31 protein-coding genes, 1 pseudogene and 1 riboswitch are annotated in these 25,454 nt (G+C 44.1%); of the genes and pseudogenes, 21 read left to right on the plus strand and 11 right to left on the minus strand.

The annotated features are described in order from the left end of the window. Window positions 1–65: 65 nt before the first annotated feature. Window positions 66–248 (minus strand): hypothetical protein, encoded by a 183-nt coding sequence (locus tag ACOCF6_RS00005; RefSeq protein ID WP_482458333.1) that lies wholly within the window; start codon window positions 246–248, stop codon window positions 66–68. A gap of 934 nt (window positions 249–1,182) precedes the next feature. Between ACOCF6_RS00005 and ACOCF6_RS00010 the strand changes: the two genes are divergently transcribed. Both ACOCF6_RS00010 and ACOCF6_RS00015 read left to right on the plus strand, forming a co-directional pair. After that, on the plus strand, window positions 1,183–2,265 hold the full coding sequence (locus ACOCF6_RS00010; RefSeq protein ID WP_482458334.1) for a GSU2403 family nucleotidyltransferase fold protein: 1,083 nt from the start codon (window positions 1,183–1,185) through the stop codon (window positions 2,263–2,265). Window positions 2,266–2,304: 39 nt separating this feature from the next. Continuing rightward, window positions 2,305–2,988, plus strand: a complete 684-nt coding sequence (locus tag ACOCF6_RS00015) for a helix-turn-helix domain-containing protein (RefSeq protein ID WP_482458335.1) — start codon at window positions 2,305–2,307, stop codon at window positions 2,986–2,988. A gap of 31 nt (window positions 2,989–3,019) precedes the next feature. On the opposite strand, the gene ACOCF6_RS00020 is transcribed toward ACOCF6_RS00015, so the two are convergent. Then, the gene (locus tag ACOCF6_RS00020; RefSeq protein ID WP_482458336.1) at window positions 3,020–3,223 is read right to left on the minus strand and encodes a hypothetical protein; all 204 of its coding nucleotides are present in this window, start codon (window positions 3,221–3,223) and stop codon (window positions 3,020–3,022) included. A gap of 193 nt (window positions 3,224–3,416) precedes the next feature. Here ACOCF6_RS00020 and ACOCF6_RS00025 point away from each other — a divergent pair, with 193 nt between their 5' ends. Continuing rightward, window positions 3,417–4,343 (plus strand): DNA-binding protein, encoded by a 927-nt coding sequence (locus tag ACOCF6_RS00025; protein WP_482458337.1) that lies wholly within the window; start codon window positions 3,417–3,419, stop codon window positions 4,341–4,343. 19 nt (window positions 4,344–4,362) lie between these two features. Continuing rightward, window positions 4,363–4,722: an HVO_A0114 family putative DNA-binding protein gene (locus ACOCF6_RS00030; protein WP_482458338.1), complete on the plus strand. Its 360-nt coding sequence runs from the start codon at window positions 4,363–4,365 to the stop codon at window positions 4,720–4,722. A gap of 399 nt (window positions 4,723–5,121) precedes the next feature. On the opposite strand, the gene ACOCF6_RS00035 is transcribed toward ACOCF6_RS00030, so the two are convergent. From ACOCF6_RS00035 to ACOCF6_RS00065, 7 genes are all read right to left on the minus strand, one after another. Then, the gene (locus tag ACOCF6_RS00035; RefSeq protein WP_482458339.1) at window positions 5,122–5,952 is read right to left on the minus strand and encodes a metallophosphoesterase family protein; all 831 of its coding nucleotides are present in this window, start codon (window positions 5,950–5,952) and stop codon (window positions 5,122–5,124) included. 3 nt (window positions 5,953–5,955) lie between these two features. Next, window positions 5,956–6,795, minus strand: a complete 840-nt coding sequence (locus ACOCF6_RS00040; protein WP_482458340.1) for a metallophosphoesterase — start codon at window positions 6,793–6,795, stop codon at window positions 5,956–5,958. After that, window positions 6,792–7,097 carry a hypothetical protein gene (locus ACOCF6_RS00045; protein WP_482458341.1) on the minus strand — a complete coding sequence of 102 codons (306 nt, stop codon included), beginning with the start codon at window positions 7,095–7,097 and terminating at the stop codon, window positions 6,792–6,794. Before ACOCF6_RS00045 ends, ACOCF6_RS00040 begins: the two co-directional genes overlap by 4 nt. An 85-nt stretch (window positions 7,098–7,182) precedes the next feature. Next, window positions 7,183–7,440 carry a hypothetical protein gene (locus ACOCF6_RS00050; RefSeq protein WP_482458342.1) on the minus strand — a complete coding sequence of 86 codons (258 nt, stop codon included), beginning with the start codon at window positions 7,438–7,440 and terminating at the stop codon, window positions 7,183–7,185. 20 nt (window positions 7,441–7,460) lie between these two features. Continuing rightward, on the minus strand, window positions 7,461–8,048 hold the full coding sequence (locus ACOCF6_RS00055; protein WP_482458343.1) for a hypothetical protein: 588 nt from the start codon (window positions 8,046–8,048) through the stop codon (window positions 7,461–7,463). 8 nt (window positions 8,049–8,056) lie between these two features. Continuing rightward, window positions 8,057–8,776, minus strand: coding sequence for a P-loop NTPase (locus tag ACOCF6_RS00060; RefSeq protein ID WP_482458344.1), 720 nt, complete (start codon window positions 8,774–8,776; stop codon window positions 8,057–8,059). A gap of 29 nt (window positions 8,777–8,805) precedes the next feature. After that, the gene (locus tag ACOCF6_RS00065) at window positions 8,806–9,276 is read right to left on the minus strand and encodes a hypothetical protein (RefSeq protein WP_482458345.1); all 471 of its coding nucleotides are present in this window, start codon (window positions 9,274–9,276) and stop codon (window positions 8,806–8,808) included. A 452-nt stretch (window positions 9,277–9,728) separates the two neighbouring features. Between ACOCF6_RS00065 and ACOCF6_RS00070 the strand changes: the two genes are divergently transcribed. The 16 genes and pseudogenes from ACOCF6_RS00070 (at window position 9,729) to ACOCF6_RS00145 (ending at window position 24,052) form a co-directional block, all read left to right on the plus strand. After that, entirely contained in the window at window positions 9,729–11,615 is a 1,887-nt protein-coding gene (locus ACOCF6_RS00070) for a zinc-ribbon domain-containing protein (protein ID WP_482458346.1), read from the plus strand. A 118-nt stretch (window positions 11,616–11,733) separates the two neighbouring features. Then, complete coding sequence (locus ACOCF6_RS00075; protein ID WP_482458347.1) at window positions 11,734–13,020, plus strand: hypothetical protein; 1,287 nt, start codon at window positions 11,734–11,736, stop codon at window positions 13,018–13,020. A 433-nt stretch (window positions 13,021–13,453) separates the two neighbouring features. Beyond that, complete coding sequence (locus tag ACOCF6_RS00080) at window positions 13,454–14,125, plus strand: ParA family protein (RefSeq protein ID WP_482458348.1); 672 nt, start codon at window positions 13,454–13,456, stop codon at window positions 14,123–14,125. Then, complete coding sequence (locus tag ACOCF6_RS00085; RefSeq protein WP_482458349.1) at window positions 14,125–14,403, plus strand: ribbon-helix-helix domain-containing protein; 279 nt, start codon at window positions 14,125–14,127, stop codon at window positions 14,401–14,403. The genes ACOCF6_RS00080 and ACOCF6_RS00085 overlap by 1 nt, the downstream gene beginning before the upstream one ends. 80 nt (window positions 14,404–14,483) lie before the next feature. Next, entirely contained in the window at window positions 14,484–14,918 is a 435-nt protein-coding gene (locus ACOCF6_RS00090) for a hypothetical protein (protein ID WP_482458350.1), read from the plus strand. 546 nt (window positions 14,919–15,464) lie between these two features. Then, entirely contained in the window at window positions 15,465–15,929 is a 465-nt protein-coding gene (locus tag ACOCF6_RS00095) for a hypothetical protein (RefSeq protein ID WP_482458351.1), read from the plus strand. Next, window positions 15,926–16,213: a type II toxin-antitoxin system RelE/ParE family toxin gene (locus ACOCF6_RS00100; protein ID WP_482458352.1), complete on the plus strand. Its 288-nt coding sequence runs from the start codon at window positions 15,926–15,928 to the stop codon at window positions 16,211–16,213. Before ACOCF6_RS00095 ends, ACOCF6_RS00100 begins: the two co-directional genes overlap by 4 nt. Window positions 16,214–16,216: 3 nt before the next feature. Further along, a complete protein-coding gene (locus tag ACOCF6_RS00105; RefSeq protein ID WP_482458353.1) occupies window positions 16,217–16,705 on the plus strand; it encodes a hypothetical protein in 489 nt (162 codons plus the stop codon). Beyond that, a complete protein-coding gene (locus ACOCF6_RS00110; protein ID WP_482458354.1) occupies window positions 16,695–17,411 on the plus strand; it encodes a hypothetical protein in 717 nt (238 codons plus the stop codon). Before ACOCF6_RS00105 ends, ACOCF6_RS00110 begins: the two co-directional genes overlap by 11 nt. A 145-nt stretch (window positions 17,412–17,556) precedes the next feature. Beyond that, window positions 17,557–17,631: riboswitch (cyclic di-GMP riboswitch) on the plus strand. Between the two features lie 479 nt (window positions 17,632–18,110). Continuing rightward, a complete protein-coding gene (locus tag ACOCF6_RS00115; RefSeq protein ID WP_482458355.1) occupies window positions 18,111–18,503 on the plus strand; it encodes a response regulator in 393 nt (130 codons plus the stop codon). Window positions 18,504–18,507: 4 nt separating this feature from the next. Beyond that, entirely contained in the window at window positions 18,508–19,008 is a 501-nt protein-coding gene (locus ACOCF6_RS00120) for a chemotaxis protein CheW (protein ID WP_482458356.1), read from the plus strand. Window positions 19,009–19,100: 92 nt separating this feature from the next. Beyond that, complete coding sequence (locus ACOCF6_RS00125; protein ID WP_482458357.1) at window positions 19,101–20,723, plus strand: methyl-accepting chemotaxis protein; 1,623 nt, start codon at window positions 19,101–19,103, stop codon at window positions 20,721–20,723. 65 nt (window positions 20,724–20,788) lie between these two features. Next, window positions 20,789–20,953, plus strand: a pseudogene (locus tag ACOCF6_RS00130) (chemotaxis protein CheW); the annotation flags it as partial. Between the two features lie 126 nt (window positions 20,954–21,079). Beyond that, window positions 21,080–22,420, plus strand: a complete 1,341-nt coding sequence (locus ACOCF6_RS00135) for an ISL3 family transposase (RefSeq protein ID WP_482458358.1) — start codon at window positions 21,080–21,082, stop codon at window positions 22,418–22,420. A 167-nt stretch (window positions 22,421–22,587) separates the two neighbouring features. Further along, window positions 22,588–23,568, plus strand: a complete 981-nt coding sequence (locus ACOCF6_RS00140) for a replication protein RepA (RefSeq protein WP_482458359.1) — start codon at window positions 22,588–22,590, stop codon at window positions 23,566–23,568. A gap of 238 nt (window positions 23,569–23,806) precedes the next feature. Continuing rightward, window positions 23,807–24,052 (plus strand): hypothetical protein, encoded by a 246-nt coding sequence (locus ACOCF6_RS00145; protein WP_482458360.1) that lies wholly within the window; start codon window positions 23,807–23,809, stop codon window positions 24,050–24,052. 138 nt (window positions 24,053–24,190) lie between these two features. On the opposite strand, the gene ACOCF6_RS00150 is transcribed toward ACOCF6_RS00145, so the two are convergent. Further along, window positions 24,191–24,532, minus strand: a complete 342-nt coding sequence (locus ACOCF6_RS00150; RefSeq protein WP_482458361.1) for a helix-turn-helix domain-containing protein — start codon at window positions 24,530–24,532, stop codon at window positions 24,191–24,193. Beyond that, a complete protein-coding gene (locus ACOCF6_RS00155; RefSeq protein ID WP_482458362.1) occupies window positions 24,516–24,896 on the minus strand; it encodes a type II toxin-antitoxin system RelE/ParE family toxin in 381 nt (126 codons plus the stop codon). Before ACOCF6_RS00155 ends, ACOCF6_RS00150 begins: the two co-directional genes overlap by 17 nt. Window positions 24,897–25,221: 325 nt before the next feature. Between ACOCF6_RS00155 and ACOCF6_RS00160 the strand changes: the two genes are divergently transcribed. Beyond that, window positions 25,222–25,454, plus strand: a 233-nt coding sequence (locus tag ACOCF6_RS00160; RefSeq protein ID WP_482458363.1) for a hypothetical protein, incomplete at its 3' end; no start/stop codon positions are given.

Raw genomic sequence — 25,454 nt, forward strand, 5'->3', positions numbered from 1 at the left:
GCAAACAGAGATCGAAAATCAAATAGGAAAAGATAATAAAAAATGAGCGTGAACCAGATCGAATATCAATAGTGCAAGGTGACTTTGGCTTTGGCAACAATCTCCATAAGTCTGATAGCTTTCTTGGAAGGCTTTTGTCGGGCCAGCTTCTTTTTAGCTGCTGCGGAAAGCTCGGGTGGATTTGCACCAACGATAAACTTAATGGGAGGCGTGTCCGGCTGATTGATTGTCACTGCTGTAACTTTCATGTCACGAATATATCCTGTTATCTATCGAAAAACAATATCCACGCCGTATCTTTCGTAGTAAAATTCCCGAAAAGCCTCATAGAATAAGGGCTTAACCCGCATGAACCCTTGTACTTCACACCGTATCTTTCGTAGTAAAAACAGTGCAACATACTGATATTACAGTAATAGCCGGTTAGTTGTGTTGATAACTATGTTGAATTGACAAGTTATCACCGTATCTTTCGTAGTAAAATTTTGCATATTCACCGTATCTTTCGTAGTAAAGCGCCGTATCTTTCGTAGTAAAGCGCCGTATCTTTCGTAGTAAAGACCCCCCGCAAACCTTTGCCAGCATTGGCCCCGCAGACTCCCCCTATAGTCTTTACCTGTATTCAACCTAGTTAAAGAATCCTGTAGTAGATCAACCCCGGATTGTGGATAACTCAGCGAAGCGGCCAAAAAGCACGAGTCAGGGACAAAAAATGCGCCGGTCATGGCCGGAATAAACCACCGGCCCCGGCGAACAACAAAATCAAAACCAACAATCAATAAAAATGTGCCGCCACGATCCGGTTTTCAACCGGGCGACAAAACAAACCCGCAATCAGAACCAAAAATAAATGCGGCGGAGTCTCGCCGATGATTCCGGCGAGCCGCCCGACTTAAAATTCAAAAGCTGGTTGTTGAGTGGAAAGGCTTAAAATCCAGATCAAAGGTGTTACGCTTCGCTCTGCTGTCGCTCCTTGGCTTGAAAAGGTAGCTCACAAAGCACAGGAGGTTACAGGAAGCCTGTTCGATGTTTTTTTGATGGAGATGGAGCTTAAAAGAAAATAAGTGGCTTAAAACGCAAATTTGGGGGCCGGTTTTTTTGATATTTAAAATTCACCTCTAAAAACAGTTGTACCATGTTTTTTGAAAGTATGGTACAACTGAAAACACGGAGGAATCACTTATGTACGAAATAGACATTCAAACTCAAACACTCTATGCGGAACTGATTGAGCTTTTACAGATCGTGGAGGCATCAAGAACCATCTCCAGTTTAAAAGGATCGTTCTCGATCAAGGAAAACAAGGGGGAGGAATATGTTTATTTTCGTTCCTACAATCCGAGCGGCCAACTTGAAGAAACATACATAGGTCGGCGCAACGAGCAGACAGAGCAGCTTGTACGTGACCATGCAAACGGTAAATCCGATGTTACCGAAATGAGTGAAAAGCTTAAACGCCTCAGTCTTCAAATTCAGGCCGGAATAAAAATGCCGACTGACAAGGCCATGACGCGAGTGATCCGCAGCCTTGCCGATACTGGAGTATTCAGAAATGGCGGGGTTATGGTCGGAACTCATGCTTTTCAGTCAGCAGGGTTGATGCTAGGCGTTAATTGGTCAGCTGATACCACAAGAACAACAGATGTTGACCTGGCTATTGAACGTAGAGTTGCAGTAGCAATCCCGGTGATTGATTCAGATATTCCCGCAGCACTGGATAGCTTGCAAATGGGCTTTTTACCTGTTCCAAGATTGAGCCATAAAGAACCTTCGACAAATTATGCAATCCGTAACAGCCAGCTTCGACTTGATGTATTAACACCAAAAACCACCGATTCTGATTCACCGGTTTATATCAAGCGGTTTAATTGTGCCGCTGAACCTTTGAGCTATTTGTCATATCTGATTGAATCGCCTGTACGCTCTGTGCTACTGGATACAACACCGGTATTAATCAATGTTCCTCAACCGGTTAGATATGCCATGCACAAGCTGATTGTTTCTCAAATAAGGGATGTATCCAGTGATGTAAAGCGGCCAAAAGATTTATATCAAGCTTTTCAGATTCTGTCGGTTCTACAGGAAAACCGGCCTTTTGATATTCAACCGGCATGGGATAATCTTATAGGACGTGGCCCCAAGTGGAAAAAATACGGTGAAGCAGGATTAGCGGCAATGGAAAAACGCTATGGAAAATTAGACATTCAATTAGTGACCACGCCCACACCACCAAAGGTTGAGAAAAGCAGAGGCCGGGGGCGATAGTTAGTGGTTTGTTTGAGAGTGTCAATAAGGGTGATCGATATGAAAAAACATATAAAACACAAAGAATATGATTTCAGCAAAGCGAAAAGGGCCAGCGAAATCCCGCACCTTATTAAACTTCAAGCTGGAAGAACCTGCCCGATATGTTTCAAGGGCGTCCTGCATCTTGGAAGTAAGGAACAACAAGTAGAATATCAAGGACGTGAGTATAAATACACGTCAAAAGGGGCTTGGTGCGATCATTGTAATGACGGCATTGTTGGGTATGATGCAGAAGAAGAGGAACTTTGGCAGAATTTTCGCGACAATGTAGATAAAGAGGACTCTAATCTTGCCTGTCCGATAAATAAACGTCAGACTGAAGCAACTATAAAAAATGTCAAAAACACCCAAGAAGAAATTGAAGTTTATCATAGTTGTGGCAACGTCTTTGCTGATATGGGCCTGCCAGATGCAGAGGAGATGCTTGTCAAGGCTCAGTGTTCTTTAGGAATCAACAAACGTGCCGAGGAAGTCTCGCCCGATCTTCTCACTAATCCTCATGGAATATATCTGAAAGGTCTTCGTTGTCGTGAAGATTTGACTCAAGTGCAGCTTGAAAAATTAACTGGAATATCCCGCCGTCATATCAGTGAAATGGAATCTGGAAAGAGGATCATCACCGAAGCCGTAGCCATGAAGTTTGCCAGAGCTTTAAAAACGAACCACCGCATGTTTTTATAAACGACGTTCAATATGATAAAACATTTTTATACTATTTAACATTATTGTCATATTCCCCTCGCCTTCGTTTTCTACGGATCACCGCACACATCTTGCTAAAATCGGTAGCACCACCTATCCCACCGAAAGAAGCCAACTCCAATTCTAACGCATCATGTCTTTTCTTGGTCATAGTTTTGAGGTCTGGATGGTGCCAGATTGCATCTATTCGCTTCCATTTATCATCATCATTCATTACCACCCCCGGCATTCAGTGGTTTCAGCAGTTATACCATGTTTTTATAAATCATAGTATAACGCCGCCAGATCAACGGAATCATAATATTTGAAGATAGCATTTTGCCAATCTTTTTTTATTGACTTTAATCATAACATAACGTAACATAACAATCATAACGTAACGTAACAAATTTTAAAGGGGGCCGGTCATGGCAAGAGAAGCGACGATTACATTTGAGCAGGTTTCGGCAGCAGCAGAAACAATCAAATCACAAGGCGGCAAAGCCAATAGCCGTACAGTCCGTGAACTTCTTGGCACCGGCAGCATGGCAACCATCTTGAAATACTTGCAGCAATGGCAAGGTGGACAATCCCGGCAGAGTCAGGCCATTGATGAAACGCTTGATCCTGTTGTAATCAAATCAATCAGCATTCACATAGCCGATAAAGTTCAGGCCGCAACCACAGCACTGACAATCCAGATCGCCGAGCAGCAGACGGAAATGGACAGCCTCATATCTGAAAACGAACGTCAGGCAGCAGAGCTTGAAGCACTCACAACCGCTTTCACCGCCTTGCAGGATCAACACAACCAGCAATCAGGAGTCGTGCAGCAGCTTGAAGCCGAGGCCACCCGGACAGCCGCAGAACTTGTAAGTGAACGTCAGGCCGCAGAAGCCGCCCGAATCCAACTTGCAAAAGCCGAATTGCGCCTTGAAGCAGTGCCGAGGATTGAAAAGGAGATTGAACAAGTTCGGGGAGAGCTTGCCACGGCTCAGAAACAGGCCGCAGAGCTTCATGAAACCGCAGCCGTAGCAAATGCCAAGCTGGAAGCCGCCAGCCTACAGAGGAAGGAAATAGATACACAGGTTACTGACTTAAAAGCCGCCTTGAAAGATGCACTGGCACAAATCGCCATCGAGCAGGAGAAAAACAAAACCATAGCCGCCGATCAAGCCGCCGCACTCGCAAAACAGGTAACAGCCACCCATGCAGCCGAGACACGGGCAGCCGCAGCAGAAGCCACGACCAAGGCGCAGACAGAGAAAATCAGTACCCTTAACACAATCATTGAAAAGTTACAGCCGCAACCGGCCCCAAAAGCAAAATCAGCCACCAAAACAAAACCAGCATAGACCTGTGAAGGGGGGAAAAGTGAATATCGTCACACTTGGTATAGTACCGAGAGAACAGACCGACCGCCGTTTTCTCCGGGCCTTTAAAGGGCAGCAACAAGGAAGCTACCTTACGTTTGAATCGCCTGAATTGCTGTTCAAAACATTATCCGGTAGACGTTGGCAGATCATCAAACTCATGACCGGGGCAGGATCAATGACCATCCGGGAGCTTGCCAGACGCATAAACAAGGACGTTAAAACAATTCATGGGGATGTTCATATTCTGCTTCATTCCGGTCTTCTGGAAAAAACGGATACTGGACAGATTATATTTCCCTATGAAGCACTGCATGTTGATTTTATATTGAACTCAATTAAACATGTTACTTATGTTTAAAATGATAAATCATTTTTATAATATTTAATTATGTTACTCTGGCAGATATCCCTCTACCCTACCCTGCCCTGTTTTTTTCATAAATTTTTCTGTAACGCTCAAAAATTCTGTTTCGCGTGGCCTGATCGATGATCCCCACAAACGGGCTTGAGCTTCTAAGCTGTGTCGCTCGTTGTGATCGAGACAGAAGCAGCTTAATAATAGCCTCATGTGTCCATGTATCTAAAATCTCTTTCCAGACAACATAGGCCATCGGTAGCGAACCATCCTTTTCAGTCCACCGCTCTATGTTTTGAAGCGGTTTATCCCACAAAACAGGACAGTTACATAGCTTCCGGACTATCGCCCGATGGAGAGCTAAAGAGCGCCTATCAGACCGTTCCTGCATGTTCATCATTTTCACCCATAAATTTGTTTCCACCGCATGTAATCACCCTCAAAATAGCCGCCGATTTCAGGGACAGTCTGACCCATAAGCCAGTCCCTGAAAGGCTCCTGTTCATCTTCCGGCAAGTCAGAAATAAGGGCATTCCGGCGAGGTAATAGTAATTTGACGATCTCATTCATGGCCGTGTCATAGAACCAGCAAATAGATTTATTGTTTGTCGTATCCAGAGCAACATAATTTTCTGTAACAACGGGCTCTTTTGTTTCCGTATGTCCAAAAATCTGCTTAATATCAGCAAGGCCCGACTCCCTCAAAAAATCAAACCAGAATATTCCGCCCACTCCATTTCCGCCACGCGCTTTGCCAATCTGGAACATTGGTGGACAAGGCAACATCCTGTCAGACAGTTGAAACTTAATAGGACTATTAATATAATCAGCCATCTCCGAATTCAACTTGTCAGCAATGGCGACAACATTATTACTTTCAGCCACCTGATAAGCCAAACCAGCATGAGTCAACAGCCATCCATCGACAGCATACGCCGCCATGAATCGCCTTTTATGATTTTCAATCAAATCAATCAACGGTTCTTGGTGGCCCCATTGGAATCCCATTGAATACCAAGGCGGAGTTAGCAGGTAATGCAAATCATGGTTGCCCCATAGCAGCAGCGCTTTGCTGTCCAGAAGCGTTTGCAACGTCAGCAATTGACGGGAGAGTGGTTCATAGAACGAATCCACATAATCACCAAGGGCTATATGCAATTTTTCCGGCCTATAGTCCAAGAACGCCCTTGTTTTTTCCAGATTGCCGTGTATGTCACCGCAAATTATAGCCACTGGTTACGTCCTGTCTTTCCAATCGGGATGATAATAACTGCCACTCATGCGACGACTTACTTGCAGGTTAAACAGTTTCTTAACCTGTTTTATATCCATTGCCTCAATGTTGATTTTGACGACCTCGCTCAATGCCGTGTCGAATAAATAACAAACATCCCGGCCATAATAATTGAGGTTTATATGTCCGAATTCATCTAAAACCGGCTCTGTGTCTATTTCACAATGTCCGTATACTTGTCGTAAATTTTTATCAATGCCCTCTTCCGTGAAAGGATCAAACCAGAATATACCACCAAAAGGGTCACGCCCCCCTCTATGTTCAGACACATAAAAAATGGGGTCACGTCGCAATCTTACATTCTCTTCAATAAGCATTAACCGGTAATGAATATTGTATGTTTTGTCATCGCAAAGCGGGTCACGAGGATGTTCTTTTAATAACCGCTGATTCAGGTTTTCCGCTAGTTCAACAGGATTTGTGCAGCCGTTGGAAATCTGCGTACATACCCCGGCATGAGTCAGCAAATAACCGTCAGCACTATATGCAGCCTTGAAACGATACTGATTCTCTCTGATAATCGGCGGTACAGGGCTTTTGTCAATAAAACCAGAACAGGGATAAGCGTCATAGTTTGTGAACTGAATATCGTGGTTGCCCCATAGCAGCACCGCCCCGGCATCAAACAACAGATTCAGGCATTCAATTTGACGGCTAGGAGGTTCTATGTCGGAATCGACAATATCACCCAAGGAAATGTGCAACTCTTCCGGTTTGTAATTCAGAAACGCTTTCGTCTTCTCGACATTCCCATGAATATCTGCACAAACAATAGCCATCATTCATCCAATCGTTTTATTACATCTTCAAGGGGGATAGATTTTGTCAGACCTGCGCGAAGATCCTCAAGGCTCTTTTCTGCCAATAACAGGTCTTCCCAATCGCCCAATTCTTCCCAAAACGATTCCAGATCGTCTAAGTTGGCCGGATCATTTAGGGCTATGCGAGATTGACGCCGACATTCAAGCTCCATAACCAATCGCAGGATTTTATTAACTCTTTCCTCAAAACTTCTGCCACCTGGACAACTCAACCAAGCAACAATATCTGCATCGAGCAAGAGCTTTACGGTCTTTTGTTCCATAAATTATCCCTTAAGCTTTTAGTGCCAGATTCACCGGCACAGAGCGACCAACGGAAGCGTTACCGCCTCTCAAAAAAGAACAATCCTACCCATTCAACAACTGATTTTGATTCTGTATTTTCATTACGCCGGTTGTATGCTCTTTGGCCATCTTGTGTAACAGCAGGTAACTAATACAGATTGCCAGTACAATAATTATCAATATGACCCTGACAGCCGGTTTGAAGCGACCCAAGACGTATTTCAAAATAAGTGGTCCAAAAAGCACAATAGCTACCATGATTCCGATTGCTTTCACGCCTTGGTTTGCAACTTCAAATAGTGGTGCAGTATCACCAACCATAATGCCTTACCTCCATCTTATCACCGGCCAACCGGTTCACCATCCGAATAAATCAAATCCTTAAACCACCGGCAGAGCGGTTTTCCCCACTGAGCCAGTACCGCAGCACATGCCATAGCAACGGCCAACCAACCATGTTCAGGTATCCTGTAAACGATCCAGAACACCGCAATCGTACCAGAGCAAACCGCAAACCCTACAACCACAGACAGCCAAATATTTGTAACAAGTGGGGCGCGAGATTTGGCAAGTACAGCCTCAAGTTTAACCCCTACTGCGTCTGCTATCTGTTCTGATCGTCGCTGTGTTTCGTCGGTGAATGTTTTTTCAATAGAGGTTGAATATCCGGCCAATATTTTATTGAATGCATTCAGAGATAATTGATGTTGTTGCGGGATGGTTGCAATCAATGATTCTAGTGTACGGGGAATATCCGCAATACTTTCTTTGAGCCATCCATTTATCAAGAAATGCATAACCTCCATATTGTCTGGTTTCACGTTCCAGAGAACACAGATTTTAGCAACAAACATTTCAACGTCAGACGGCATTTCAACGCCAAACAGTTCACGGTATGTTTGCCGAGGCTTGGAAAAGTCAAGGTTCATAATGCCCCCTAAATACCAATGGATTCTTTAACACCATCATAAGAAGCAAAGACGCTATCCAACCAAGATTGAAGCGCAGCACGTTCTGAAATTCGCAATTTACCACCTTCCAGCAGTTCAGATATCATCATGTCGTCGTCAGTAATTTTAAGGCTGATTCTGGCATGGACTTTTGGGAATATGATTTCTCTGACACTCTGAAAAGCCTCATTCTGTTTTGCTTCATCCCAATTGAAGAATTCGTCAATATCGCCGTTTTTGAGGTTTTTGACCGCGATAGAGGCGTGAAGAGTTGGAAACAGATTGAGAGCATCATAAAATAAAATTGAACACTGTTTTTGTAGCCCAAGGACAAAAAATAATACAACAGGGCGTTGCAACATTTTTAGTGCATCATTGATGAACCGCTGGTTTTCCTCAATGCTGGTTTTGCTACCGGCCTTCATGTTGACTACGATTGTTTCAGGAGTCGATTCAGCAAACTCGACAAGTTTCATCCATCCACCACCGTCTTTTTCTTCAAGATTGATGTGAGCAGATTTAAGCGTGTTTTCATATAAACTGTGTACGTCTGGATTTGTCATGTCGGTGTCTATAATCGCAATTGGTGTACCATTACCGCGCAAATATTCAAGCAATGTAATTGCCACCAACGATTTACCAACGCCGCCTTTATCTCCAGTAATAATGATAATAGGCTTTTCTTTGAGTTCTGTCTTTTTTGCCATATCGTGTTACCTCCAAGTAATATATTTATTTATTTTTTACTACCGCCGAATAATTTTTCTTTGCCACCTTTTAAATCTGTAGGCTTAACAGTACCAGTGCCGGGAGGCGATGTTACAGCCGCTTGTTGTGCAATACTGCTTGCAGCAGGTTTTGAATCAGGAGTTTTAGCCGGTTTAGTCTTTTTTACTTTCGCAGGTTCGCCAGCGGCTTTAGCGGCTTTATCAGCTTTTATAATATCAGCAATATATGATTTAAGTGTAATTGGTGATATTTCGATACCGATGGTTTTTAATCCATCGGATATATCAGCTGACGTGTAACCTCTATCCAATAGCGTCCTGATTGCATTACTGCATTTAATGATAGAAACCTTCACGGATGGTTTCTTGCCTTTAATCGCTTGCGGTTTTTCAGGCCATAATTCAGCAAACGAATTTATGCCACCTTCCAGCTTTTCTAAATCCTCTGTAGAATATTCAATCCGTTTCTTTGTAGCCATATCAATACCTCCTGTCGCAATATTTAAAACGTATGGATTGTATTATAACGATAATATACGAATCGTCAACAGCTATATATAAATAGCAATAACTCACATATGGCCGAAATATTTATTATTGCAAAGTATATGAGAAGAGAATATAAGAAATGAGAAGATAGTATTAGGCAAGGCATGACATTTACGCTAACGCTACAATGTCCGGCGATGAAGCCGCCGCCTTGCCCCCACGATAAAGCCGTGGAGGGGTCTTTGCTCGGCTCCTGTCGGAGCTATCGCAAAGATAAAAGGAGTAATCAAATGACCATCAAAAGCAAGAGCGTTGCGCGTCACCAAGCGACACACAAACGCACTGGTGTCTGGTGGACACCAGAGGAACATGAACAGCTTATATCTAACGCTAAATATTGTGGATTATCCGCAAGCGAATATAGCCGCGAGTGGATTGTGTCGTGATTTGTCAGCCGGGAATCTTGGTAAAATTATTAATACGCCGTATACGCCTTTCGTGCGGAGCACAGAGCGACCAGCGGAAGCGTTGCCCTGCCTGTTCAGGTCATGTTGTAACCGATAAAAATAGTTTTGCTCTTTTGAAACCTGAATTAGCCAAAGAATGGCATCCCTCAAAAAATGGCACTTTGATGCCTTCTGACGTTGCATACCTAAGTACCAGAAAGGTTTGGTGGAAATGTTCTAAGCCCGATTGTGGGCATGAATGGGAAACTACAGTTGCGCTCAGAACAAAAGCAAAAGGTTCAGGTTGTCTTGTTTGTTCAAGCGTTGCAACCCGTAACCCTGAATTGATAAGTGAATGGCATCCTACTAAAAATGGTGCATTGACTCCGTATAATGTAAGAGCGGGTAGTGCTCAGAAGGTTTGGTGGAAGTGTTCTAAGCCCGATTGTGGGCATGAGTGGGAAGCTTCCGTTGTGCCCAGAACAAGAGGTTATACAGGTAAAACAAACGGCGCCGGTTGTCCAGCGTGTGTGGGGAAAGTTGCTACTGATAAAAATAATCTTATGATTTTAAGACCTGAATTGGCAAAAGAGTGGCATCCCACTAAAAACGGAGAATTGACGCCATATCATGTGACACAGGGAAGTGACAGGAAGGTTTGGTGGAAATGTTCTAAACCTGATTGTGAGTATGAGTGGGAAATCAGTATAAAGGCCAGAACAAAAGCAAAAGGTTCAGGTTGTCTTGTTTGTTCAAGTGTTGCAACCCGTAATCCCAAATTGATAAAAGAATGGCATCCTACAAAAAATGGTAGTTTGACACCATTTGAAATATCTAAGTGTAATAGCAGTAAAGTTTGGTGGAAGTGCATTGAACCTGGTTGTGAACACGAATGGGAAGCGGCGGTATCGGCCAGAACCAGAGTTTATCCGGGAAAAATAGGGGGGGATGGGTGTCCCGCTTGTTATGGTAGAAGAGGAACGTCGTTTGCTCAACTTGCAATATATTATTATTTGAAAAAATTGTATTTGAATGCAATCCACGGCTATATTTTCAAATGCGGTAAAAACATTGAAATAGATATATATCTTCCAGAGATAAACCTTGGCATTGAATATGATGGTCAATATTGGCACGATGCAAAAGTAGATAAAGATATATTGAAAACTGAAATATTAATAACCAATGGTATTGCATTGCTTCGCATACGAGATAAAACACTGCCTTTAATAAATAATTGCCCTGTTATATTTACTGATTCTACCAAACCTTCCGATATAGATAAAACAATATTACTGGTTATAAAATATATCAACGATAGATACAAAAATACACATTCATTAGATGTAAATACAGAGAGAGATTCAATAGCTATTGAGATGCAAGTCCGTCAATTGGTAAAGAAAAATAGCATTGGAATGTCTAATGATCTTTTATGTACTGAATGGAATTTTGAAAAAAATGGAACTCTAACCCCAGATCATGTGACGCCGGGAAGTGGTAAGAAGGTTTGGTGGAAATGTTCTAAGCCTGATTGTGGTCATGAGTGGAAGGCGGCGGTGTCGGCCAGAACCAGAGTATATCCGGGAAAAACAAGAGGTGATGGTTGCCCCGCATGTACAAAAGGTAGCAGGAAAGTTGCAACGGATATTTATAATTTCGCCATGTTTCAACCCAAATTAGTCAAGGAATGGCATTCCACTAAAAACGGAGAATTGACACCATATAATGTGACTCCGGAAAGCAATAAGAAGGTTTGGTGGAAGTGTTCTATGGATGATTGTGGGCATGAGTGGCTTGCCAAAATCCAAGGTAGAACAAAAGGTACTGGTTGCCCTGTTTGTTTTCGACGTAGTAAAGCAAAAATAACTGCCTTTAGTTGACATTTCAATGTTGTGGTGTAAGAAAATTAGGTATTTACAGCATTCTATATGAAGATTATAGTAAATTGTTAGAAGGTATAAACACCTTAATTTCTATATTACACCATCGGAGGCATTTATGGACGCACCGGCATTGCAGATGGAGCCTGAACACCAGTTGGAAGCGGATCAACAGGGTGAAAGTACCCGCTCGATGCTTTCCTTTGCACAGCAGCAATCCACGATGCTTACCAAAGATGATTATGATGAATGGCGCAATTCGCCAGAGTATAGGGCCACAATGGGGCGGCTTGAAGCAGACAAGTGGGAAAATTCGCCGGTTCTGAGGGATGTAAAACGAGCCATGAAGGAAGTGAGCGACAATTACATGACCAGTGCCGAGGTGAAAAGTTCGTTACTGGATGAAACCAATCGCCTTCGTAAGCTGAAGGATGCAATCACAGCCGAGTTGAAAACTCTTCCGGCCACCCGCGAAGAGGCCGTAAACAACTTATGCTATAAGCACGTTCCGGCATGGAACAAGTATGAGGAAAAAGCCGAAGAGATAGACAAGGCAGATAAGCGTTGTCAGGACCGGGAAGCTTCATTGCCTCAAGTCGCTAAAGCCTCTACCCTCATTGAAAAGCAGACTTTGATAGACAGAATTCGTGAATTTTTCAAAAGCAGAATTGAGAAGGAACGTCAGAAAGAGGCTGTAAGTATCAAGGAATGGCGGGAGAAGATTGAGAGGGTCAAGGCCAAGCATGAACTGTTGAGGCAGCAGCTACAAGCAGAAACCAACGCCAAGGCACCGCAGATCAACCAGCAAGCGGACGAAATGATGGAGCGTAGAAACTTCCTTGTAGATCAACTATCTCAAGTGCAAGAGGCTGAAAAGCAGGTAGCAACCATCAGTAACCGTAAAGACAAAGATAATCTTGTCAAGTTTGCTGAGTTTGGTGAATTAGAACATGGATCAGGGAAAGAGGCAAAAAATTGGTGTGTGGTTGCGCCTGATGAACCTAATCACTTTACAGGACGGTATTTTCCAATAGAGCTTATTGGAAATAGGGAAAATGCAAATCCGGGACTTGATTTGAATTATGGTTTCTCTACAAAAAAAGAATGTGAAGAACATTGTAAAACTTACAATCAAAATTTAGGTCATGATGATAGATCAATTCAAATAGTGAAAGATTCAATTGAATCCGAAAGACAGCTACGCGCCAAATTTGAAAAAGATGGTGAAATTAAACTTGGAAATGATTATTCGATTAGAAGAATAGATTCAGCATCATTCAAGCTCTGTTATAAAGACAATGGCTTTGGTCACTCAGTATCTTTAAACGAATTGGTTGATTATGGAATGCGTAAATCCATTGAGCAAAAGAAACAGGTAAGTCAATCAAGAGGCATGGGACGATAATAATATGCGTCAACCGCAGCTTTTCAGATTTCAGATAAAGAATGATCGAAAAGACAGAAATTCCAGTACATACATGCAAGGAATTGGTGTAATTGATGAAAAATGGCAGTTTACCGGAACACTGACGTTGGAAAGTGACGACCTACCTGAACTGCATTATCAAAGTGGATACGCCGACAATTATTCAGGGGGTAAGTTCTTCCCCCTGATTCAATTATCTCCGAAGCTCGAAATATTACCATTACCACCAAACAATCCCGCCCTACCCCGCTTTTAATCCCTCTTTGCATCTAGCCTCTTATTGATTGCATGATTGATATGAGGAAACATAAAAAACATATAAATAATGCTTGCCATTGTATGAGCAATATGATAGATAATTACTATACGTTTTATCATATTAAACATATAGTACATTTTAAAAGGGGGATGCATGGCAAAGATAATTGCAATAGCCAATACGAAGGGGGGAGTCGGTAAGTCTACGATTGCCCGAAATATTGCACTCGCCTGTAACATTAATGACCTGAAAACCCTTGCCCTTGATTGTGATCCACAGCACAGCCTCAGAAAGTTTTTTACAGCCAGAGCAGAGCGGTTAGATATCATCGAGCTTGATTGTGATGTTATGACGGAGGCCACGGGCCTCAAACGTGACATTCTACACAGGGCCGATAAATACGACAGGGTGATAGTTGACGTAGGGGGGAGGGATTCAAACACCATGCGTCAAGTTCTCTTGGCCGCAGACGTGGTAATAATTCCAACTACCACCGGTCAAGAGTCTACGGATGCTCTTGAACATATGATCGAGGCCGTGGAGGACGCCAAAAGCATAAATGAAGGCTTACAGGCTTGTATCCTGTTGAACCTCGTTCCTTCCGATGCACACGATACAACCGGCAGTATCACCGCCGAAGGGCTTGCGGGGCTATATGAAGGCAACGCCCTTGTACTGGATACACGCATCAAACATCGTAAGGCATGGCTGCAAAGCGGATATGAAGGACATGCAATATGGGAAATAACCTTGCAGGGCGAAAACAAAGCAGCTACGGAATTTGAATCATTACTTACTGAACTTGCGACAAAGGAGATTCTATAATGGCACAGCCAAAACCAACCCCTAAATTCTCAGTGAAAAAAGACGTTGAAAAGCCCAAACCACGCAATGAGGCCGAATATTTAGCCCGTAGTGCCGAGAGTATCAACAGCGGGAAGCTCAAAACCGGACGTAAGGCGGGACCGGTGCCGGTCAAGAATGTGACGGTGAGTTTGCCGGTGCATATCATAGAGGCTCTTGACGACCTCGCCGCTGATCGTACCGGCAGTAACCGCAGCCTTGCGCTTTTGGGCGTGATCGAAGGCCGCTATAAAATATGATTAAAAGTATGTTTATGAAATAACTTAAAAATCATATTAAACATATACTAAATCTGTTTTTGTCTCAGAGAGAGGAAGCCATGAGCACGGACGATATTCCGAATGTTGAAGGGTTGAGGTCGATGGTTATCAATATGAAGGAATGGCAGGAAAGGCGGCAGCGCCTACAATCCGGCGTTGCCGATGATATAGACAACCAGATATTGAAATTGCTTATAAGTAAAATAGAAATCAGTGACGAAATATATCAATTGCGGCGCAGACAACATGTGTCGGATGTGAACACATGGAATTATGATCTTGCAGCATGGGAAGCAATTGGAAAACGTTGTAGCTGGACGATGTCAACGGCTATTGATGATGAAAGCTATGTTGAATGGATTTCACAAAGTAATGATTTGGTAAAACGCCGTGAGTCGCTTGAGTTGCGCAAAAGTTGTTTGCTGATTGACTATGAGGATATAAAAAAACAATTGTTGATTGCTAAAGAAGGTTATTCGGAGGTTCAGCCATGAATAGCCGGTTTCAAGAGAGTTTTTTAAAGCGACAAATTAACGTCGTTAAGAACGCTAACAGATATGAATGGGCTTTTGCTGTCAGCCTTTGGGTCGCGGTTGGGTTTGCGTTGTATAAATGGCCTGCCTGTAGGCAATTTATACCGTGGTGGGATAGCATGCATGATTTAGGGAATGCTTTTGGGCGTTACCTCTGTGGCTAAAATTGCCAGTCTTTGCGAGTACCGCGAGTTATTGCGGAGAGTCGAGGCCGAAGCTCTTGAAGCTGATCCCCCCTAAAGGGCCGTTCTGGAAGGTTTCACCCTGAACCACGCCATAAATACCGGCGAGTTTCAGCCCTAAAGGGTTCCGGCCACTGAACGCAAAGCCTTTATAATATAAAAATGTTTAAAAGTTTAAATCATAATAAACACCTGAAACACCATGAAAACGCCCAGTAGGGGTGTTATGGCAAGTACAGTGACATTATATAAGTTTTGTGGTTGCCGTTTATACTCTAATTGGTTACTATAATAGATACTATACAACTAGCCAGTAGGGGGATATATGGCACATGCACACGAAACTATAGATCATCAGACGCTTTTACATCTGGTGGAGGCAGGAGCCGTCAGGGGGGCAGATATCATCGGCCAGCCGGGAGGATGGAACATCATCATCAAATACGGCATGGTGGAGCGTACCCTTGCCGCCCGGAGGGGAGCAATACGGCTGTTCAGCAAATTTGAGACTCTTGTAAAATATCTTAAATCCCTTGGCATAGCACAATGCAATATCAACATGAGCAACTATGATGAAACTGTTAAACGTGTCAGCAGACCGGACACCAAGCAACGGCTCAAAGACACAAAAGAGGCTGTTGCTTATGACAAATGGTTTAGGGAACAGGTGGCAGAGGGTATAAGGGAGGCCGACGACCCTAATACTGTGTGGGTGTCCAACGAGGATGTCAATGCAATGAGCATCAAGCGGCGTGCAGGATGGTCTAAATCACAAAGACGTGCAACATGAAGCTATCTTGGTTGCCAGTAGCCATAAACCAGCGATACGACCAGCTTGATTATATTGCCTCAGATGATCCACAGGCAGCAATCTCTCAAGATAAAGAGATTGAAGAACAGATAGACCTACTCACTACACAACCTGAAATGGGGCGCACCGGAAGAGTGAAGGGAACCCGCGAACTGGTTATCAGCCGTACCCCATTCATTGCTGTTTATCGTATTAAGGGGAAGCGGATCGAGATACTACGCTTTCTTCATGGGGCGCAAGAATGGCCTAGAAAGAGAGGATAAAACATGAGCGATAAAATACCAGCGGTAGAAAAAATCCGAGAGCAAATTACCCTGTATCAAGACGGTAGACTCACTGAAATTGAGATGATTGATAATATTGCCAAGGTTTGTAACAGCCACAAAAAGGCCGCTAAAACGATAACTGACAATTCCAGCTATAAAATAGAAAACGGGATCAGGTACGAGGTTGCCATAAACCTCAATACCACCACCAATAGCAATATATCGAAAGAATTAGGCCATCACGCCCTTACAGCTTGGATGTTGGCCGTTGGTTCGCTGAAGGTTATGGCAAGCCGGACAAGCCCGCAAATCGTGACAATTCCGATGGATAAGCGGGGATGCAAAATAGGTGCAGCTGCACTTGTCAAAGCAGGGTTGTTAAAACCTTACGCCGGCACGACTTCAAAATTTACGATTTCCCGGAAGTATGCTTTTGCATCATGGGAACCGTCTTTAAATCAGGAAGGAGTTTTAAATCATGGCAACTGAAATAAAGACCATAAAAACGGCCAGAGAGCTTAAAAACTTCTTTCTGAATAGTGATTATCGCTATTATTTATCAGTAAACAGTGTATGGGACGATTCAAACGAACCAAACCCTTATTGCATTGGAAATGAAGAAAACGAATATCTTTTTGCTCACGATAAAGACGAGCTTTATAAAGCTCTGATGTTATGGGATGAACGGCATTATAAAATACAATGGCATGTGACCACAGAAGATGATTATGAAAAATGGGGAACTGATTTGCCTCCCGGTGAATGGGAAATTAAAGCAGATATTGAAGTCCCAGAATCTTTTTGGCTATTTAGATATTTAGGAGATAGTCCTCCAGACGATACACCAATTGAAGAGGTAGAAAAACTCGGAAGAGACAGTATTTTTTCAGATGAAAGTTCAATGGATATCAATATATGGAGTAAAGAGGATGAAGATTTAGAGGAATATCTGGATGAAAATATAGAATATGAAGAAGATGATACCGTATATGAAGGATATATAGGTAATTATATATCAGGTTGGGGTGATGGTAGCGAAATGTTGTATAGAACGCATGTTCAAGATAAAAAACTTGATCCGGGTTACTATTATGACCCAATGGATGAAAATATGGTGGATGAAAGCGGTAATTCTCTGACAGAGGTAACAATACATTCAAGCCAGCTAAAAAAAATGGGTATCCATATTTCATGATTGATATGGGGTTATCTCCTTTTGGTTTCAACGTGTCTCAAAAACATATTATACAGTTGTTTGCAACAATTTGTACCAATGTGGCAAAACCATATTCAATGATTTATTGACTTTTGTTTTAGTAAGACTTAAAATCTCATTAAATTCATCGAAAAGGCACAGCACAGGTAACTGTGTGTCGCAAAACTACCATCCAGTAATGGATAGAGGGGTTGTCGAAATGGTTTATTCTCTGCAAACAATTCGTTCCGTTTACCTCGCTTCACTTCCTTCCTTTTTCAATACTGGTTTGAATTCATTTACTCCATTGCTGTTGTCTTTAGCTCTGAGGAACATCGCCAAAAAGTGGACAATGCCGATTAGAGACTGGAAGTCTGCATTGAATCAATAAAGTATTCTGTTTGAAGGCAGAATGCCGCATTACTAAAATATGTGGCACTTAACTTTTGTTTTATGCTATTTCAACGGTTATGATTGTAATTTTGTAGAATAACAATATAGGTGCAGCTTCAAAATCCTGCTTCAGAAGGTGTCTCTGGTGGCAACAATATTGCACAGACAGACAGAAAATCTCTTCCTGACAAGTACCACTGTCAACAATTATTCTGATTGATGCCGTTATAAACCGGCGTTGCGGTGTTTTCCGTGCGCCGGTTTTTGTTTTAATGTAGCGACTCTGGTTTTAACAAAAGGACTGTCATGAGAATAGCGACACTGATAAGAATCCTGGCAGTTGATGATGAACTTTCGGTATTGAATTCGTTGCGCCGGATTTTTGTAGAGGCGGACTGCGTCTTTATTTCTGCCGGATCGGGAGCTGAAGGGCTTGAGGTTCTGCGGCTTGGCAACACGTTTGACGTAATCATTTCCGACTTTCGGATGCCGGGAATGAATGGCATAGACTTTTTGACTTTAGCGCGCGAGCTGCAACCACTAACACTGCGCATACTCCTGACCGGTCAGGCTCCGGGGAAGGACGTTGTTGCTTCACTAAAGTCGGGTGTTGTTACCAAACACATTCCAAAACCATGGGATAACGATCAATTACTTGCATTGGTTAAAAGCTGGATTGCCGACAATATAGGAGGATAACTTAATGTCAACAAACGCATTGGTAAAATTGGATGATGTTTCAAAAAGCAACGAACTTATCCAACTGGTCAGCTTCATGCTGGCTGAGGAAGAGTACGGAGTCGAAGTGCTGAAGGTACGCGAGATCATCCGCATGCCGACCATAACCAAGATGCCCAACGTTCTCCAGTATGTCGAAGGGATCATCAACCTGCGCGGCAAGGTCATGCCGATCATCTCGATGCGCAAGCGCTTCGGGCTGCCGGAGAATGAAAACAGCAGTCAGACCCGCATCATCATTATGGATGTGGCCGGCAGCCTGACCGGTTTTATTGTCGATGCCGTCTCGGAAGTGATCCGCATTCACAGCAGCGAGATCCAGCCGCCCCCCTCGATGGTGCTCTCCTGCGGCATCGGGCAGGAGTTCATCACCGGCGTCTTCAACCACGCCGAGCGGCTGCTGATCATCATGGACGTTGACAGGATGTTCTCGGATGAGGAACGGGACGGTTTTGGTGGGATTTAAGCGTCGGTTCCGCGCACAGCCGGGCTGAATTATCCATTGCTTGCCATTTAAAATATTAGGATCGTCCTGATACACAAAAAAGGAGAAATAAAATGCTCTCAAACATCAAGCTTGGTTCAAAACTGATCGGCAGTTTTCTGGTTGTGGCGTTACTGGGACTGGCAATCGGCATTTTCGGCTATTTTGAAATCCATAAGATCGAAAACGCCGACACCTTCCTTTACGAGAAAGGGCTGGTACCATTGGAGAATATGGGGGAAATATCTGCTAATTTCCAGAGGATTCGGGTAAACACGCGCAGTATCGTGGCGGAACACGACACCAAGGAGATCGAAAGATTCGAGGGCAGAATCAAGGAATTCAACTCCCACTCGGATACAGAAATCCAGCACCTCGAAAAGAGCCTGCCGGATGCCGAGGCAAGGAAGCTGTTCGGCGTCTTCTTGGAAACCCGCAAGACGTATACCCCCCACCTGGACAAAATCATCTCCCTGGCGAAAGAGCACAAAGATGCGGAAGCCACGGCATACATAAAGGGGGATGCCATCAAGGCGGAACGGGCCGTGATTGAAACGATCGATAAACTGGAAGAGTATCTGGTTAAATCAGGCAAGTCAATCTCGGACCGGAACGGTGTCACCGCCGACAGGGCCGGCTGGATCATGATCGGTGTGGCAGTTCTGGCTGCCATACTGGCCTTTATTTTGGGTGTGATTATCGCGCGCTCCATCAGTGTGCCGGTAAACACCCTGGCAGGTCAGGCCCGTCAGGTGGCCGATGGAGACTTGCGGGTTAAAATCGAGTACCGCTCGGGGGACGAGGTGGGTGAACTGAGCGAGGCGTTCCGCGTCATGACCGAGAACCTGCGCAGCACCATCAGCAAGGTGTCCGATACCTCCACTCAGGTGGCGGCCGCCGCCAATCAGCTCCACTCCACCGCCGAGCATATCGCCACCGGCGCCGAAGAGGTTGCCGCCCAGGCCGGAACGGTGGCCACCGCCGGCGAGGAGATGTCTGCCACGTCCGGCGACATCGCCCAGAACTGCCAGATGGCGGCCGAAGGGGCTCAACGCGCCTCGCAGACCGCCAGCAACGGGGCCGAGGTGGTTGAGAGGACCGTGACGGTCATGGGACAGATTGCCATGAAAGTACAGGAGACAGCCAAAACGGTTGAGAGCCTGGGCGAGCGTTCCGACCAGATCGGTGCTATCATCGGCACCATCGAGGACATCGCCGACCAGACCAACCTGCTGGCCTTGAACGCCGCCATCGAAGCCGCCCGCGCCGGTGAACAGGGTCGAGGTTTTGCCGTCGTCGCAGACGAAGTGCGGGCCTTGGCGGAACGCACGACGAGAGCCACCAAAGAGATCGGCGAGATGATCAAGGCTATCCAGAAGGAAACCAAAACGGCTGTTGCCGCGATGGAGCAGGGGGTTCATCAGGTGGAGACCGGCACGGTGGAAGCGGCCAAATCTGGACAGGCGCTTCAGGACATCCTGCAGCAGATCAACGATGTCGCCATGCAGGTCAACCAGATCGCCACCGCCGCCGAGGAGCAGACCGCCACGACGGCGGAGATTTCCAGCAACATGATGCAGATTACCGAGGTTGTGCAGCAGACTTCACAGGGCGCCCATGAATCGGCCACGGCAGCGGCGCAGTTGAACGGCAATGCCGAGGAGCTGCAGCGGTTAGTACGGCAGTTTAAACTATAACAGGAGGACGTCACACTATGAACAATTTGCCCGCCACCAGAACTGAAAGCAGCAACACCGGTTAGTTGATACAGTTAGTCAGCTTTAAACTTGATAACGAGGAATATGGCATCGAAGTACTCAAGGTGCGCGAAATCATCCACATGATCTCGATTACCAATATGTCCAATACACCATCATATGTGGAAGGCATCATCAACTTGCGTGGCAGAAACATCCCGTTTGTAAACAAACTGTGAACGGAATCGGCAGGAGGCGGGATAAATTCCGCCTCCTGCCGATTCCTTGAAATGTAGCAAGGACATTTACTGCTTTATTCCCCCTGATCAAGAATCCATTTTAAAAATGGTGCATAAATGCCAGCCAATATACTTAACCTCCCTGCCTATACTGTTACTAATATCGTCGAGACGGAACACGATTATCACATATATGCCGAAACAAAGACTACCTTGCAGACTTGTCCTCATTGCTACAGGGACCACCTCGTAGGCTTCGGCCGTAACGAGCAACTGGTACGTGATCTGCCGATTCACGGTAAGCGGATCGGCATCTACGTCGATACCAGACGCTATCAATGCCGCTCATGCAACAAGACCTTTTACGAGCGTCTACCGGACGTGGACGGCAAGCGCATGATGACCTCGCGCTTGGTTGCGTGGCTTGGCAAACAATCAGTCAAGCGGCCCTTCTCCCATCTCGCCGAGGAAATCGGCATAAGCGAGATGACGGTTAAGAACGTCTTCAACGACTACATCAACGAGCTTGAGCGTACAGTCAGATTTGAGACGCCCCAATGGATGGGGATCGACGAGATCCACATCATCAAGAAACCCCGCTGCGTAGTTTCAAACATCGAGAACAATACCATCGTCAACGTCCTGCGCGACCGCAACAAGAAGACCGTAGCGGAATACCTGTTTCGTCTCAAGGGCAGGGACCTGGTGAAATGCGTTGCCATAGACATGTGGGAACCGTACAAGGATGCCGTGCGGGATGTCATGCCCCAGGCGACTATCGTGATTGACAAGTTTCATGTAGTCCGGATGGCAAATGACTGTCTTGAGAAAGTACGGAAGGAGATTCGCGGGAGCCTGACTGATAAACAGCGCCGAGGCCTGATGCATGATCGGTTTATCCTCCTGAAGCGTGAATCAAACCTTAAAGGTCTCGACCTCATCACACTTGAGTCTTGGACAAAGAATTATCCGGCCCTGGGTGCGGCCTATCGGGCCAAAGAGGATTTCTTTGCCATCTACGATGCAATGACGGTTCAGGAAGGGATTACTCAATTTCGAGATTGGGAGGCCAGCCTGGCACCAGAGATCAAGGACGCCTTCTACCCTCTCACGCGAGCAGTTAACAACTGGATGCCGGAGATCATGGCGTACTTCGATCATCCGGTTACGAACGCTTACACCGAGTCGCTAAACAACCTGATCCGGGTCATGAATAGATTGGGGAGGGGTTACAGCTTTGAAGCTCTCAGAGCAAAGATTCTCTTTACGGAAGGTGTCTGCAAGATCAAGAAACCGAAGTTCCAGCGTCCGGTCCAGAAGTCGCAAGAAATGGAGGCCTTCAGTTACTTTTCCTCTCTCTCCAAAATGGGGCCATCAACAGTTTCCGAGGGACGCGAGATTAACTATGGAGCGGACATATCAACACTGGTGAGGATGATCGAGGAAGGCTTGCTTTAACCTCTTATACATCATGAAATATGGATACCCAAAAAAATAAAGAAGGAACTCGAAACCGGTTTACCTTGCAAAGCTCAGTTTCACAAATTAATTGAACTTGACGGTGTAGCTGTACCTGAAAGAATTATAAACCCAATTAAATCAAAACAGAGTAAAGGTAAAAAATCATGACTAAAGAGATAGTTACCAAACAACGAACTAAGCGGGTGAATACCGCTGTTGAGGTTCAAACACAATCCCCACAAGAAGCACAAGCCATTGGATTCACAACCAAGAGCCTAGCAATTGCCAATTTACCTTATCATGATATTAAAAAAGACCGCTGGACGCGCAAAAATGGGAATTTTACTTTTACGGTTGTAGCAATGCAGGAAAATGGGAAAATCCCCTTTGGTGTTATTCCGCGATTGTTTTTTATCTGGCTCATGACGGAAATTATAAGGAATCGAAGTAAAGTAATCGTACTTGGAAATCATTTCGATGATTTTCTAGAAAAACTTGGGTATAACGAAGATGGAGGCTACACAAGGAAACGTGTCAAAGAACAGATCGAGAGACTATATAATGTAGCAATAGGGACATACTACGAAGATAAAAACGTATCTGTGGCGGTTGTGCCGGAAACTTTTGTTGAAAAATATTCTTTATGGAAAACTAAAAAAAGCAATTCTGCTCAACAAGAACTATTTCCCAATACAATTGAAGTCAGACAATCTTTTTTTGATGAAATCATTAAATCACCAATTCCAATTGATATGAGAATTGTTGAAGGGCTTAAAAACTCCGCTATGAAGCTTGATGTTTACATTTGGTTAACATATCGGATGTATGGAGTAAAAGAACCGCAAAAAATTAAGTATGAAGATATGTTATATCAGTTTGGAAATGATTTCGGCGAAAAGCGAAAGAAATTAGAATTACAAATCGAAACAGCAACTGATTCGCAACAAAAAGAAAGCTTCGTTAAAAAACTTAAAAAGAGTGATACGGTAGATTTAAATAATTTCAGAAATAAATTTCGGACAACGCTTAAAGAGGTATTAGAATTGTATCCGCAAGCGAATGTTGACATGAAATCATCAACATTCCTTACTTTGTATCCATCACCAACAAGTGTGCCCAAAATAAAGAGCAACGCTACAAATTAAACAAAAGCGCCGTATCTTTCGTAGTAAAAACGATGCAACACATTGACAATGCGAAAAACTGAAATGTAAATAACAATAAAAATTTAAAATAATGGATATTGAAATCACATAATAAAGAAACGACACAAACAGGATAATTGCATGCAGGAGAACGTTTTGAGAAAACTAAAGACTCTTGTCTGGGTCGCTTTTATTTTATTCTGTTCAGGTTGTTATTATCCCGGCATAAGGGGGGAACATGGCACCGACTGACAAATTTGGATATCATGAGGTTTTACATACCTCTCATATTATGTCGTGCATGTGGGACAAGCACATACTGGAACATTTAGCGGTTGATTCTAATACAGAATTAAAAGCAGCAGCAGAGCTTATCAGTGACAAGATCGGTGAATTTTATCAGTTGGTGGGTAGACAGAGCGATGTGATTTTTGGTAATGACAATGTTGCCTTTGCCTCCCAACGTGCTCTAACCTCAGCATGAGGTGTTACCTGCCCATCGCGGATTTCTGTCAAGCCGCGATTAATTTGCGCAATTTGCCATTCGTTGGCATCAAGGTCGGCTTTCTGCATAATAGGGGCACCCTCAACTTTCGTGCAACCAAGTATCAAAGTGGTGCGGTTAAGCAATAGCGTTGATACCCTTTTTCTTAGCTAAATTGAGCAATTTGAGTGCTGGCCCTGCGGGATGTTTTTCGCCACGCTCCCACTTCGACACAATTCCAGTTGTCACATTGAAATATGTGGCAAATACAGATTGGCTAAATCCACAATGATGACGCAACTCGGCAATTTCTTCTGGAGTCAGCTGTGTAATTTCAGTCAAACAGCTTCTATCAAATTGTCTCATTGTCTTTGAACTGAGAAACCCGATTTCATACAAATCACTGGCCGCTTCGTGAATTGAAGCATCCAGGTCACTTCTATATTTGGGTTTAGTTTTCAGCCTAGATTGTGTTTTCATTTTTCACCTCCACAAAAATCCCTGCGGCAATTGCTGTTAGTATTTCATTATCGCTTAATCTATTGTAGCTTTTAGCAAGTGTTTTAAGGTTCTCAAGCGTTTTTCTATCTATGTTGTCCAGAGCATTTTTAGGGAAGCCGTGAAGGAAAATGGCTCGTTTTCCTAACTTAAAAAATACAATTGTCCGGTAACCGCCACTTTTACCCCCTCCGTCACGTGCTACTCGCTTCTTGACGATCTGTGCTCCTAGTTCGGCTTCAACCAAACCAGATTCAACCTCTTTAATGGCATCGGTCAGCTTGGCATCATCTATGCCATTGCTTTGACAGAAACTTTCAAATTTTTTCGTTTTAAGTATCTGCAAACAAATTCCCTCTTAACAAAACTATAGCTCTTAGAGCCATAAATTGCAATAAGTATCATTTATTCGTGTTTTAACTGAAAAAATGGCCCTCCAGATTTGCGGTTTAAGTCGGTCCAAGCCCTCCCGGTACATAAACGGCAGTGTGGTTGACACTACAACAGGACAACCACTTGAAGGCGCTGTGGTCGTAGCTCAATGGAGAAAAACCCGTGGTGTTCCTGGCCTACAGTACAGCGACCTGCATAAGTCCGTAGAGATGATAACTGATAAGAAAGGTGAATTCTCACTTGAGGGAGCTTCCGGATTACTCTTGGAACCACCTCGAATGGTCATCTACAAGACAGGTTATATTCCATGGCGAAATGACATGGTTTTCCCTGGGGGCCACATCACCAAAGATCATGAGTGGAACAACAATTTGACCTACAGGCTAGATGTATTTACTGATAAGTTCACTTACAGACAGCTAAATAGCTTTTTAAGTTACGGCATCAAAGTTAGCGGAGATCGTGAGACACCAACCTATGACAATTTGATGCATCAGATTTCGGTGCTAGA

It is taken from the genome of Geobacter psychrophilus (genome assembly GCF_056821595.1).